Source organism: Algoriphagus sp. (assembly GCF_013373065.1).
Lineage (GTDB): Bacteria > Bacteroidota > Bacteroidia > Cytophagales > Cyclobacteriaceae > Algoriphagus.
In genome coordinates, this window is record NZ_JABXIN010000023.1 from 1 (window position 1) to 13384 (window position 13384).

10 protein-coding genes are annotated in these 13384 nt (G+C 36.4%); 9 read left to right on the top strand and 1 reads right to left on the bottom strand.

Annotated elements, in window-relative coordinates:
- Positions 1 to 144: 144 nt before the first annotated feature.
- The 5 genes from HWE15_RS14170 (at position 145) to HWE15_RS14190 (ending at position 5186) form a co-directional block, all read left to right on the top strand.
- Positions 145 to 1161, top strand: a complete 1017-nt coding sequence (locus HWE15_RS14170; protein ID WP_290508203.1) for a DUF3500 domain-containing protein — start codon at positions 145 to 147, stop codon at positions 1159 to 1161.
- Between the two features lie 84 nt (positions 1162 to 1245).
- Positions 1246 to 2259 (top strand): DUF6090 family protein, encoded by a 1014-nt coding sequence (locus HWE15_RS14175; RefSeq protein ID WP_290508204.1) that lies wholly within the window; start codon positions 1246 to 1248, stop codon positions 2257 to 2259.
- A 21-nt stretch (positions 2260 to 2280) separates the two neighbouring features.
- Positions 2281 to 3366: a hypothetical protein gene (locus tag HWE15_RS14180; RefSeq protein WP_290508205.1), complete on the top strand. Its 1086-nt coding sequence runs from the start codon at positions 2281 to 2283 to the stop codon at positions 3364 to 3366.
- The gene (locus HWE15_RS14185) at positions 3363 to 4397 is read left to right on the top strand and encodes a DUF6090 family protein (RefSeq protein ID WP_290508206.1); all 1035 of its coding nucleotides are present in this window, start codon (positions 3363 to 3365) and stop codon (positions 4395 to 4397) included. Before HWE15_RS14180 ends, HWE15_RS14185 begins: the two co-directional genes overlap by 4 nt.
- Positions 4398 to 4406: 9 nt before the next feature.
- Entirely contained in the window at positions 4407 to 5186 is a 780-nt protein-coding gene (locus tag HWE15_RS14190; protein ID WP_290508207.1) for a DUF6090 family protein, read from the top strand.
- 304 nt (positions 5187 to 5490) lie between these two features.
- Here HWE15_RS14190 and HWE15_RS14195 read toward each other — a convergent pair whose 3' ends face one another.
- The gene (locus tag HWE15_RS14195; protein WP_290508208.1) at positions 5491 to 6858 is read right to left on the bottom strand and encodes a hypothetical protein; all 1368 of its coding nucleotides are present in this window, start codon (positions 6856 to 6858) and stop codon (positions 5491 to 5493) included.
- Between the two features lie 477 nt (positions 6859 to 7335).
- Here HWE15_RS14195 and HWE15_RS14200 point away from each other — a divergent pair, with 477 nt between their 5' ends.
- The 4 genes from HWE15_RS14200 to HWE15_RS14215 all read left to right on the top strand — a co-directional run bounded on the left by HWE15_RS14200 (position 7336) and on the right by HWE15_RS14215 (position 13306).
- Entirely contained in the window at positions 7336 to 8373 is a 1038-nt protein-coding gene (locus HWE15_RS14200) for an alpha/beta hydrolase-fold protein (RefSeq protein WP_290508209.1), read from the top strand.
- A 184-nt stretch (positions 8374 to 8557) separates the two neighbouring features.
- The gene (locus tag HWE15_RS14205) at positions 8558 to 10234 is read left to right on the top strand and encodes an amidohydrolase family protein (protein ID WP_290508210.1); all 1677 of its coding nucleotides are present in this window, start codon (positions 8558 to 8560) and stop codon (positions 10232 to 10234) included.
- A gap of 78 nt (positions 10235 to 10312) precedes the next feature.
- Positions 10313 to 11335, top strand: coding sequence for a hypothetical protein (locus HWE15_RS14210; RefSeq protein WP_290508211.1), 1023 nt, complete (start codon positions 10313 to 10315; stop codon positions 11333 to 11335).
- Positions 11336 to 11656: 321 nt separating this feature from the next.
- A complete protein-coding gene (locus HWE15_RS14215) occupies positions 11657 to 13306 on the top strand; it encodes an alpha/beta hydrolase-fold protein (protein WP_290508212.1) in 1650 nt (549 codons plus the stop codon).
- The last annotated feature ends 78 nt before the right edge of the window (positions 13307 to 13384 follow it).

Genomic DNA, 13384 nt, shown 5'->3' on the forward strand with positions numbered 1-13384 from the left:
ACCGAAATCTACACGCATGTTTCAACCAAATCTCTTCAAAATATTAAGTCTCCATTTGATGATTTGTAAAAAAATAAACGCCATAAAATAGTCTGGATTATGGCATAAATAAACAAGTTAGGCATTATTAGAAACTCCGGTGATATGAAAAAAATTATTATAACTACACTTTTGGCTGTTGCATCGATTGTTATGGCATTCGGTCTGTTGACTGATAAACCTGCAATTGATTTTTTGAAATCTTTAACGCAGGCACAAAGGAACAAAACCCAGATGCCCTTCGATGACGAATCCAGAATGCTATGGCATTATATACCTAGTTCAATGTTTCCCAGAGCAGGAATTCAGCTGAATGAGCTTGATCCAAATCAGAAGGCCAAACTTGAAGAACTTCTCAGGACTTTTCTATCAGAAACGGGATACAACAAAACGATGAAAATCATCGATCTGGAAAATGTACTTTTGGAAATAAGCGGAGATTCAATCATGAGAAATCCCGAAAATTACTCCGTTGCATTTTATGGAAGCCCTGAAAAGGACAGCTTATGGGCTTTCTCCTTCGAAGGACATCACATTTCACTGAATTTTACAATTCATAACGGAAAAGTTGAAACTGCTCCCCGATTTTTCGGAGCAAATCCAGCAAGAATTCCTTCGGGACCCAGAGAAGGAGAACGCACGCTTCAAAAGGAAGAGGACCTAGGATTTGAGTTGATCAATTCATTATCAGAAGAGCAAAGGAAAATAGCAATATTTCAGGAGGAACCATTTTTCGATATTGTTACAGGAAAATCAAAAGAGGTCGAGCCACTAAATCCTGTTGGAATCCTGTATGGTCAGCTAAACAGGAATCAACAACTTATTTTTTTAAAACTTCTTGATGAATACCTATCAACCATGCCAGCTGAACAGGCCGAAAAAAGAATGAATAGCATCAGGGATGAAGAAATAAATGAGCTACGGTTTGGGTGGGCAGGAGCGACAGTTGTTGGTGAAGGTCACTATTACCGGATTCAGGGGAAATCGTTTTTGATTGAGTTTGATAATGTCCAAAATAAGGCCAATCATATTCATACCGTGTGGAGAGATTTTGACGGAGATTTTGGTAGGGACATAATTAGAGAACATTATAAGAATTCGGATCATCACAAACATGAATAATAAACATGCCTACAAAAGTAAATAAGTCATCCCCTTCGGGATCCGGCTCATATACTACATGCTGTGCTTCATTATGACGGAACAATGATTAAATTCTTTAGAAAAATTAGACAACACTTTCTTTCAGAAGGAAAGACTGGAAAGTATTTAAAGTATGCTATTGGTGAGATTATTCTTGTGGTTATCGGAATTTTAATTGCTGTGGCAATTAATGACGCTTATAACAATGCAAAGAACGAAGCAAAAATTAAAGTTATTCTCACCCAAATACAGGATGACATTATTGCAGACCTTAATGATTCAGAACGTATTTTAAGAGTGTATATAAGAAAAGACTCAACGGCTCGAAATATTTTAAACGATCGTGCATCCATAAAGAATACCTGGTGGGAGTTACGACCATTTGATGGTTATGTGAATTTTAGCGTACACAGAGAAGGTTACAAGCGATTAATGAATAATCTTGAAAACTTACCCGAAAAATATAATGGCCTGCTATCAAAATTAAATGATATGTATGTGGTTACCCAAGAAGACATTGCTATTGCCAATGAAAACTTATTAGCCAGGTCTGATAACAGTCCTTTCGATAGGATATATACCAACCCCGAGCATGCAAAGCACGTCATGAATAATTTTACCACCGATGAGGCCAAAAGGTACATACTAGAAGACCCCTTTTTAAAAAACAGGACCATAGATTATATGCAGGCCTATCGAAATGTAGTATTTACTTCAAATCGCTTCAGGGTAACCGCTACAGAACTTTACAAACAAATTGACTCCCTGTTGGCTGTTACAGATTCTACATTGCCCGAATCCCTGGAAATTCATCAAAGTAGAACGACTGTTGAACCTTATTTAGGTGACTATACTCATTTTGGCGGCAATGAGCTTATCCCGAGTGTATCTGCACTACATTTTGAAAATAACCTAATGTATTTCGCATTCAGAGGTAAACAATATTTGTATTGGCTTGAGGATAATTACTTTTTTACTGAAAGAGGTCAGCTATTCCGGATCTATAAAAACGAGGAAGGTCAGCAGTTCGTGGAAATAAGTGATGGTATTAGAAGTGAGATACTAATTAAAAACTAAAGAGCCACTGCTATTCAACCCATGATCAAATTCTTTAGACATATTAGAAAGTCGCTCCTCTCCGAGAACAAAATCAGCAAGTACCTACTATATGCCATTGGGGAAATTGTCTTGGTAGTTATCGGTATTTTGATTGCTTTATGGATCAATACAAAGAACCAGGAATATGCGCAACAGCAAAAGATAGATACTATATTGGTTAAAATACAAAATGACATTTTGCAGGATATACACAATTCTGAGTGGTTGATAGAGAATTATATGAGAAAAGACTCTATATATGACAAAATGATGAGCGATAGTCTAACCGCTGAAGACATAAGGGCTATACCTATGCGTGGTGGTTTTAGTCCAAATTTTGTTACCACCTGGTGGATGACCTATTATATACAAAGCAGTGGCTATGAGCAATTAAAGGCCAACCTTGATATGGTTCCCGATAAGTATGATGAACTTATACGTATTTTAGATTTTAATCACATCAATAGAAAAGCGACATTCAACGCCTACAACAAGAATTCTGAAGATATTGCCAGACAATACAAATATTACCTAAACGACAATCAACCCTGGTACGCCATAGATGAATACAATAGTGAGTACAGTGATGCTCATATCGATTATATCCTGAACCATCCAAAATTTAAAAATCAAATGAATGCAATGCTTGGATCTGTATGGACTATGGTATGGGAATACACCGCATATCACAAAGAGATTTTGCAGATCTACTTGATGATTAATGAACTCTTGGGGGATAAGGCCAAACCGTTGCCCAAAGAAATAAGAACAACCAGTGTGGCCAATGAATTGGATGCAGCACAATTTATTGGCCGTTATGTATTCAGCTATGGCCATAAAAATGTACTTAACTCTGAAACAATTGAAGTATTTGTTAAGGACAAAGACCTATACTACAAGACAGATGATACTATCACAAGAGGGCCTTTACTATCTATGCATGCAGAAAAACCCTGGTTTTCTATGAGCAGGTCTCCAGCTATTTGGTGTTTTAAGTGTGAACAAAAAAATACATTAAAAATATTTCATGGTGAACGTGGGATTACGGAATGGGTTAAAGTGGATACTAAACCCGAAGAACAATGATCAAGTTCTTTAGACAAATCAGGCAAAACTTACTTTCAGAAGGTAAAACCGGAAAGTATTTAAAATATGCTATTGGTGAAATTATTCTGGTCATGATTGGTATTCTGCTTGCTTTGCAGATAAACAATACTAATGAGTTAAGAAAACAAAGAGAAGAGGAAGCCATCATTCTTTCTGGCATCCAAAAAGATTTTATAGAAACTAGAGCAAGCATACTTAATACTTTGACGAAAGAAGAAGAGGTTATATTGAATTGCCGTGACCTAATCGATGCCATAGAAACAAAAGATTACACAATAAATCCGGACACGATTGCCTTTAAAATTAATCGTGGTGCATTCTCATGGTATAAGGTAGAAGCGGTCATGGGAACTTACAATGCCCTAATAGGTTCAGGAAAAACATCTATTATTCAAAATCAGGAATTATTAAATGCCCTAGCCAACTTTTCCGCACGTTACAATGCTGGATTTGAAGACGAGTCAAAAGCTGATGACCTTTTTAATTTAATGATGTCTGCATCCAAAGACTTCTTGCCTCCTTTAAGTGAAAGAACTACACGACAAGCACTTGGTTATAAAAAAAAATATTCGGCTAAGGATAAATCATTGGCTGTGGATGAACTTTTTAAACATGAGCCATTTTTAGCTTATCTAATTGAAAGAACAAGATGGGAAACGATACGATTGATACACCAAAAACAATTACTTCATGATTTAAATAAGGTGTTGTATCAATTTCATTTCAGTGAATTAATACCTGAAAAAGAATTGTATCATAAACATACAGGCACCTACATTAACGATCAAGCAAATTTTAAAATTTTAAAAATCAGGTATAACGATGAAAATCTAATGCTTGAGTTGCCCTCAGGAAGAACCGATAATCTCGTTCAAATAGACAGTTCCAATTTTCATGTGATAAATTGGAATGCTAAATTTAAGTTTAACACCGATGGTGGTTCTGATACCAAGGTCTTATTTCAAAGGAATGATAGCGAGCCGATTTTATATAAAAGAATTGACGACTAGAAATAAAACATGATTAAATTCTTTAGAAAAATTAGGCAAAACTTACTTGCAGAAGGCAAAACCGGAAAGTATTTAAAATATGCTTTTGGAGAGATTCTACTTGTGATGATCGGAATTTTATTGGCACTTCAGGTTAACAATTGGAATGAAAATAGAAAGCTGAATACTCAAAAAAAGGAATTTCTGGAGGAACTACATAAAAGTGTTCAGGGGGATTTAAGTTATCTGCAAATTTCCATGGCTATAAATAGTAGAATAAAGCAATCTGCAAAATTAATACTTGAATACATGGAAAGGGATCTCCCTTACCATGATTCTCTTCAATACCATTTTGGTAATACTATAAGTTTTTGGCCTTTTAGAATTAAGATTGGTGCCTACCAGAATTACAGATCAAGCAATCTGAATTTAATATTGAGCCAAAAGTTAAAAGAAGATATTACTTTGTATTTTGAAGCAAGAAATAACGGTATCACAGAAAATTTCAATATTTATAGTAACATGGTTCAAGAAGCTTCCCTGAATATTTTAAATACTCGTTTTGAATCCTTTTGGGATACTAATTATGAAGAATGGAAAATCGATAATGATTATAGTTCTTATGATATTGATTTAGTGACACGAATGACTCCGATTAACTTTGAAAGTCTGAAAAAAGACCAGGAGTATCTCTATTTTCTCAAGACACTAATCAATAAATACAATTGGCTAATTGAAATGGAATTGATCTCTACGCAACGGGTTGCTAAAGCATTTTTAGCTACGATAGAAGAAGAAATGAAAATGTGAATGATCAATCTTAAGGGCGCTCAAAAGGTTTATTAGAAAGTACCTTTTTGCTGATTTAGGGGATTCGGAAAACGTACTTAAGGACATCGAGCTTGTAAAAAAAGGAATTACTGAAATTGAATATTATTTAAAAACAAAAAATCACATAAATAACGAAAACACAACGATGTATATGAAATCATTGCTCTCTTTGGGTCGCTATGCTCCATATACAAAACCTTTGTGCTGTTAATAGCACTTATTTGAAGGGAATTAAAATAAATATTTTCTTAATAAGAATCCGAGTAGCATCTCAATTGTTTCATCAATCATTCCCAACAAAATTGGCTCTTCCGAAGAATCGTTGATTCACGAAGTTATTTAGATTGGAACCAAACCGAAAATTAAGCCCAAATCTCGTGTCTATGGTGTAGGCTGAAGGAAGGGTTACTCTCCCGCTCAAAATATCCTGTTCAGTAAAATCTCCTGATGCCAGGTAAATCTGATCCTTTACGTAGTTACCCTCTGCCCTAACAAAAAACGAAAAATTCCCGGTCACACGGACTTCGGCACTAATATTCAAACCGGTGGTCCAAAAGCTAAAATCATCCAGATAGTTCCTCAAACGATATCCAACTTGCAGGTTACCCCATCGTTGAGTTAACCCCAGGCTGACTCTCAGGCTTTGGAGGGCTCTGGTCTCTTCTGTTGCCCCATAGATAGTTTCTTCCACATATCTATTATTCCTGACTTCAACCCCATAATTCACTCTCAGAAACCTGGAATTTTGCTCTGATTCCGGGAAAAAATTGTACTCTATAGCTGGTCTAAAGCTAACTTGAAACTGGTAATTAAACCGAGTATTCTGCCGACCATCGAGATCATATCCATAAGACCATTGGGGTGAAATAGACTTTACCAGCTGGTGACCAAATCCAAATTCTGATACATCAAAATCGCTCTCCACTTCATCGATGATTGGGTTGCCGTTTTCATCAAGAACCGGAACTCCATTTTCATCAACTCTTGGTACCTTGCTAACCGTAGTTCTAAACCTTTCATTTACTCTCCCGGATATGCTGATTTTCCAATCATCGGTAATCCGGTTCACATTGAAGTCTGCACCAAAATTGATGTCTCTGCTTAACTCTTCTAATTCAATGTTTGCATCACTACCAATATTAAAAACCCAGAAGTTCCAGGGGTCAACCATTTCCTGTTTAGTATTTTCAAGAAAACCAGAATCAGCTTTCATGTCGATAATCACTCCTTCTCCTGCCTGAGTCTTCGCAACATACGGAGCCAAACCTAATTTGATAAAACGGGTGAGTTTTTCCCGCACTTCAAAGTCTGTATCTGTCTGTTTATTATTTACATAGAGGGTGTCTGTTCTTCCCGCATGAATGTTTTGTTGACCTATAAAAATCAGTTGATATTGTCGGCCGCCGCCACCAGATCTGTTGTTATTAATGAGCACAAAGACATCAGCCAATTCATTATCCCTGTAGAAGTCAACCGCTGTAATTTCCGTTCGGATAAAATCCATATCACAGCCTCCATCTCTCCATTCACATCCATCGATAAAAACCCGAAGTTTATTCGGAGTGCTGGAATTATCAATTAATGTTTGACCAATTGCAGGTAGATTAAAGGAAAAGAATATCAGAACTAATAATAGTGGTATTTGTCTCATTTGATTAGGGGTAATTCACGACCGATCCTATTCTTTAGATCCAGGTTGAATGCCTATTAGTAACCCAACAATACCATTATCGTTTGAAAATAAGTACACATTTCACACGAAAGAGCAAAGGAAATGATTGTCGGTGCTTGCTAACAATAAATTCAAGCAATCACGTTTGTGGGTATTTGAGCGATATTGGTTCTACTCAGCCCACCAAATCTGCTGATTTGAGTATTTAAATGCTGTGTAGCTTTAGCTTCCTTGTCACTCGATGCGAAAGCGCTTTAAAGTTCGCTACTGCTCATATTTTTTCCGTTGGGCAATAGAAAGGTCCTGAAAAGAAAAAATTATGAATACTCCCGCTGAGTAAAACAAAGGAGAATAAAGGATATTTACGCGGACATTTTTGAAACCTTTCAAAAAAGAGTTACATAGAAATTATTGAGAATGGATTAACTTATCTTCATTGAAACCTTACAAATAAACATGAAGAATCTATTCACAATAGGCTTATTACTTTTTAATTTCTCCTTTTTAGCATATCCACAAAGCAATAAAGGGAAAGTTGTAACTGATACGATTTATTCAGAAAATCTTGAAAATCAGTATGGAGAAAACCCCAACCGCGCTGTTTCGGTATACCTTCCTCCAGGATATAGTGATAGCGATCAACGCTATCCAGTAATCTATTTTCTTCATGGGTTTACTGGTGATAATAGCATGTTGACTCCAATGGCTGAGCTACTGGATTTTGCCATCACTTCCCATAAAATCCGTCCTTTTATCTTGGTCATCCCCGATCAAAAAACAACCTATGATGGCAGCTTTTATAGCAATAGTGAGTTGTTTGGCAATTGGGAAGATTTTACGGCATTCGATCTGGTAGAATACCTGGACAATAATTACCGGACAATTCCGAAAAGTGAAAGTCGGGGAATTACCGGACATAGTATGGGAGGGTACGGAGCCATTAAAATCGCCATGCATCATCCGGAAATATTCAGTACTGTCTATGCGCTGAGTCCCGGAGCTCTAGCCATAGTTAGAGAATATGGCCCTAACAGCACGACATACAAAGAATTTGAATCTGTCCAAAATCAGGAAGAACTCAATAAATTATATTTCGGTAAGGTAATCGTGGCCTTTGGAAAATCTTGGTCCCCCAATCCGAATAACCCACCTTTTTATTGCGATGTGCCATTTGGATATGAGGGGGAGGAATTGGTGGTGAACCAGGAAGCCCTGGAAAAGTGGTATCAAAACATGCCTTTTTACATGATTGATGATTACCTGGATAATCTAAAAAAACTAAAGGCGATAAAATTTGATTGGGGAAGAAATGCGGGAGATCGATTTACAATCCAATGCGAAATGTTTAGCCAGAAATTAGAAAATGTGGGTATTAAGCATTTTGCAGAGGAATACATAGGAACACATACCAACAATATTTATACAAAAGACGGTCGCATTCCCAACCAGATGCTTCCCTTCTTTGATTTCTATTTGGATTTTAGTCAAGAATAATAAACCCAAAATAGAATTTTTGAACCCAGTAAAAAGTCTTTAAAAAGGGCGAACGCATAACCCGTGGTTAAAGACTTGGTGCGTACAGTGCTATATTTAAATGAATTGCCATTTGATTAATGGCTAAGAGGGCCGATAAGTTAGAACTTCCAAGTGCCCAACATGGAAAACTAAAAATTCGAAAATGAAACTTACAATTAAAGTAATTCTACTAGTTGCTTTTTTAAGCGGCTGTAACACACCAGAGTCCTTTGATGTACTGATAAAAAACGGGCAAATCATAGACGGTTCGGGAAACCCATCCTTTTTAGGCGATGTAGGAATCAATGCGGATACTATTGCGTCAATAGGTTCTCTTGAAAACGCAACGGGTAAACTAGAAATTGATGCCACTGGATTAGTGGTTGCGCCTGGGTTTATTAATATGCTCTCCTGGGCAACAGAGTCTTTAATTGAAGATGGGAAATCTCAAAGTGATATCAGACAGGGAGTAACCTTGGAAGTTTTTGGAGAAGGCTTTTCGATGGGTCCTTTAAATGATAAAATGAAGGAGGAACTTCTTCAAAGCCAAGGCGATCTTAAATTCAACATTGAATGGACTTCACTAGGAGAATACCTTGAATACTTGGTTAAAAAAGGTGTTTCTCCAAATGTGGCTTCATTTATCGGTGCGACTACGGTAAGAATAAATCATATTGGCTACGAAGACCGGGTACCTACAGCGGAAGAAATGGCCTCTATGAAAGCTATGGTCAGAAAAGCCATGGAAGAAGGTGCACTGGGTGTTGGTTCTTCATTGATTTATGCTCCTGCTTTTTATTCCAGCACAGAAGAATTAATCGAATTATGCAAGGTAGCCTCAGAATATGATGGCATGTATATCTCACATATGCGAAGTGAGGGGAATCGCATTTTAGAGAGCATAGATGAATTAATCCGGATTGCAGATGAGGCAGATATCCGAGCAGAAATCTATCATCTAAAAATGGCCGGTAAGAACAACTGGGATAAGTTTGATCCTGTGGTAAAAAAAATCGACTCGGCCAGATCAGCCGGATTGAGCATTACTACTGACATGTATACCTATACAGCCGGAGCTACTGGTTTAGATGCCTCTATGCCTCCTTGGGTTCAAGAAGGGGGCTATGAAAAATGGGCTGAACGACTAAAAGATCCCGAAATCAGAAAACGTGTTTACGAAGAAATGACTACCGCCACCGATGAGTGGGAGAATTTACTGTATGCAGCTGGAACAGCCGAAAATTTACTTTTAGTTGGTTTTAAAAATGACAGCTTACGCCATTACATTGGAAAAACGCTGGCTGAAGTGGCAAAAATTCATGGTAAAAGCCCAGAAGAGACTGCTATGGATTTGGTGATTGCAGATGGCAGTCGTGTAGGAACTGTTTACTTTTTAATGTCCGAAGAGAATGTCAAAAAGGGAATTGCTTTACCCTATATGAGTTTCGGCTCAGATGCGGGGTCTTTGGCACCGGAAGGAGTCTTCTTAAAGTCAAGTACACACCCACGGGCTTTTGGTAATTTTTCAAGATTACTGGGAAAATATGTGAGAGACGAAAAAGTAATTCCCATAGAAGAAGCCATTTATAAACTTACTTCTTTACCTGCGAGTAATTTGAAAATAGAGAAGCGAGGGGCTATAAAAACAGGATATTATGCCGATTTAGCCTTATTTAACCCTAATGAAGTGCAGGACAATGCAACCTTTGAAGACCCAATGCAATATTCAACCGGAATGAAGCATGTTTTTGTAAACGGGACTCAAGTACTTAAAAATGGAGAACATACAGGAGCTACTCCTGGAATGGTCGTAAGAGGGCCAGGTTGGAAGAAAAAGTAAAAATAATCGCTGTGTAATTGCTTACTCTAAACGCCTGAAGATTCAGAGGGCTAAGCCTCAAGGCATAAAATCAAATAAATGAACAGAACATTAAACTTTCAAAAAAACCTAATCATCATAGGAGTACCGATTTTGATGGTTGGAATAATGATAATTCTAGCCAAAACATCCATTTTTAGTTTAAATCCCAAAAGTTTATCGATTGGAATTACGATTGACTTGTTGTTTACCGTTCCTTTGATTTATTTCTTACTTATCAGAAAAACGAACATTCCAAAAACAACAATACTCGCATTTTTAATTTTGGGAATGGTCGTCTGCTCATTCATACTTCCCTCACAGAATCAATATTTTTTAGACTTTTTTAAAACATGGGTATTTCCAATAATTGAACTTTCCATCATATCCTATGTAATCTTCAATATTAACAAAGCTATTAAACGATATAAACTCAAGAAAAATGAAAATGTGGATTTTTTTACAGCATTGAAAAGTACATGCTATGAAATACTTCCAAAAGCTGTAGTTATCCCAGTGGTAACCGAAATTGCAGTTTTTTATTATGGATTTGTTAATTGGAAAAAGAAGAAACTCCGTGAAAATGAATTCTCCTATCACAAAGAAAGTGGCACAGTTCCCATACTCATTACCATCATCTTCCTAGTTATAATAGAAACTGCCATTTTCCACATTCTCCTTGAAAAATGGAGCGTGACCGCAGCATGGTTTTTAACTTTTTTAAGTATTTATTCCGGAATTCAGCTTTTTGGGTTTTTAAAATCAATGTCCAGAAGACCTATAGTAATCGAAAATGATAGGTTATTCCTTCGATATGGAATTATGAATGAAACCACCATTGATTTAGAAACTATTGACAGCATTGAGATTTCATCAATAGATATAGAGCTTAACCATGAAACTCGTAAGCTATCATTTTTAGGTGAAATGGAAAGTCACAATGTGATAATCAGGTTAAAGCAAGAAAACATGCTGTATGGATTTTATGGAATAAAACGCAAGTACAGGAATCTATTATTACACGTTGACGATAAAAATGAATTTAAGGACAAAATAAATGCGGCCTTACAACAACGCTTATAGCTTATAAAGATCTAACTCTGCTGGCACGAAAAGGAAAAATCGAATTAATCGATAAGTCCACAGAATAGATGATTTATCTCAAAGTTGAAAAACTCTTCTATTTGAGATCTTAGGTAATGGTACTAAGAATCAAGCTTTCTTATAGTCTCACAACTAATTATACCTCTATTATTTACAAATTTTGTTCGAAGACGATACAATACTGACCAATATCGAACGATTTCAGTCTTTGAACCGTGCTATTTGAGCCCTTATAAGCCATTTTTGAATTGGTAGTCTTTTGGCATAAGGATTTGTACCAAAACAAATTCTTTTAATTCCATGAGATTACTATTCACACCCATTTTCGTTTTCCTATCCTTGATTGCCTTTAGTCAAGAATTAACTACAATAGAAGTCTACGTCCCCAATAAAGAGGACAAAGTTTATATTGTGGGAAACCAAGATGCCCTAGGCAATTGGCAGGCTGATCAAGTAAAAATGGAAAAGGTTTCTGACCTCAAGCGGTCCATTACACTAAAACTTGAATTTCCGGCAGAATTCAAATTCACGAAAGGAAGTTGGGATAGTGAAGGAATTGTAAAAAGCCTATCTCACAATCCTAACCTAAGGATTGAGAATATAAATGATGAAAAATCATTTGAGGTAAAGACCTGGATGGATAACATTCAGTCAGAAAAACTTGATCTAGACTATGATATCAAGTTCATCAATTCCGATTTTTTAGGCGACAAAAGAATGATCAAAGTATATCTGCCTCAAAATTATTCTCATGACAAAAAGTATCCTGTCATCTACCTGACTGATGGAGAAACTCAAAATTTTGAAGTAGCAAAAGGGTATATCAATGCCCTTTCACAGCCAAGTTTCAATATTATTCCTCCCACTATTTTGGTCGGAATAGTTCACAAAAATCGAAATGAGGAATTATTTAATCAGCAAAGTGGAAAATACTTTACTGAATATTTACTGCAGGAGTTGATTCCTTATATAAACTCAGCCTACAGCACCTCAGGTTTCAATGCGATGATTGGTCACTCTAACGGAGCCGAGTATAATCATATTTTAATGATGAGAAATGACAATCCATTTCGTGGATTCATCAGTCTTTCAACATCTTTCGCCGGCATGGGAAATAAAGAAAATGAGTTGGCCGCGTTTTTCAGACAATACGACGGAACAAAGATGTTCTACTTTTTAGCAAACGCAACTATGGATTCGCCAGATAGAATACTGTATGGCAACACCATAGACAGCCTTTATAAAAAGAATCCCAACACGAATATAGAGTTCAGCAAAAAAACATTCGATGCGGACCATGTCACCATCGTACCTCATGCTATGCTTGATGGCTTGAAATATATCTATCAAGATTATAAAAACATGGAAGCTTACCCTACGATTTATGATTACAGTAAGAATTATCTAGCTAATCTCAAAGAAACTTATGGAATTGATGGGAAATATGAATTCCTTGATTTACAAGGATATTTCAGTGACATCATCGGAAATAGAAAATTAGATGAATATAAATTCCTGATCAATTTTATCGAAGAACAAAAGTTATGGCTAGGGGGCGGGTTTGATCCTATTAACATTTCGAATCACTATGCCATGATGAAAATGTACCCTGAAAATATCACTTACTATACGAAAGGCCTCGAAGGATTTGATGGATTTACAGAAAAAATGGAAACATTTCCGATTCTATACTTTTCCAATATTACCAAAGCCATTGATTCCTATAAAATGGAGAATAAGATAAGCGAAGGAATTGCTTTTCTTGAAAAAAGTAGAGAGAAATTATCAGAGCCGTACTTTCTTGAAATGACCTATTACCTGGCTAAGTTATCTCTTGAGAACGGCGTTGACCTGAATAAAGGGAAGGAAGCATTAAACTTTTGCAAAAACAACTTTAGAAAAAACAATGTGTTTACAATGGAAGATTTGAAGGACCTTGAAAACTATTAAAAGGTATTTGGCTAGTAAAAAGAACCCTACAGCACCAAAAATTAGAAACTTTCAAAATAGCTGCCATCCCTATACAAA

Bases quoted from the DNA above. Each gene is read 5' to 3' on its own strand.
- HWE15_RS14170 (WP_290508203.1), top strand. From the start codon at position 145: ATGAAAAAAATTATTATAACTACACTTTTGGCTGTTGCATCGATTGTT.
- HWE15_RS14175 (WP_290508204.1), top strand. From the start codon at position 1,246: ATGATTAAATTCTTTAGAAAAATTAGACAACACTTTCTTTCAGAAGGA.
- HWE15_RS14180 (WP_290508205.1), top strand. From the start codon at position 2,281: ATGATCAAATTCTTTAGACATATTAGAAAGTCGCTCCTCTCCGAGAAC.
- HWE15_RS14185 (WP_290508206.1), top strand. From the start codon at position 3,363: ATGATCAAGTTCTTTAGACAAATCAGGCAAAACTTACTTTCAGAAGGT.
- HWE15_RS14190 (WP_290508207.1), top strand. From the start codon at position 4,407: ATGATTAAATTCTTTAGAAAAATTAGGCAAAACTTACTTGCAGAAGGC.
- HWE15_RS14195 (WP_290508208.1), bottom strand. From the start codon at position 6,858: ATGAGACAAATACCACTATTATTAGTTCTGATATTCTTTTCCTTTAAT.
- HWE15_RS14200 (WP_290508209.1), top strand. From the start codon at position 7,336: ATGAAGAATCTATTCACAATAGGCTTATTACTTTTTAATTTCTCCTTT.
- HWE15_RS14205 (WP_290508210.1), top strand. From the start codon at position 8,558: ATGAAACTTACAATTAAAGTAATTCTACTAGTTGCTTTTTTAAGCGGC.
- HWE15_RS14210 (WP_290508211.1), top strand. From the start codon at position 10,313: ATGAACAGAACATTAAACTTTCAAAAAAACCTAATCATCATAGGAGTA.
- HWE15_RS14215 (WP_290508212.1), top strand. From the start codon at position 11,657: ATGAGATTACTATTCACACCCATTTTCGTTTTCCTATCCTTGATTGCC.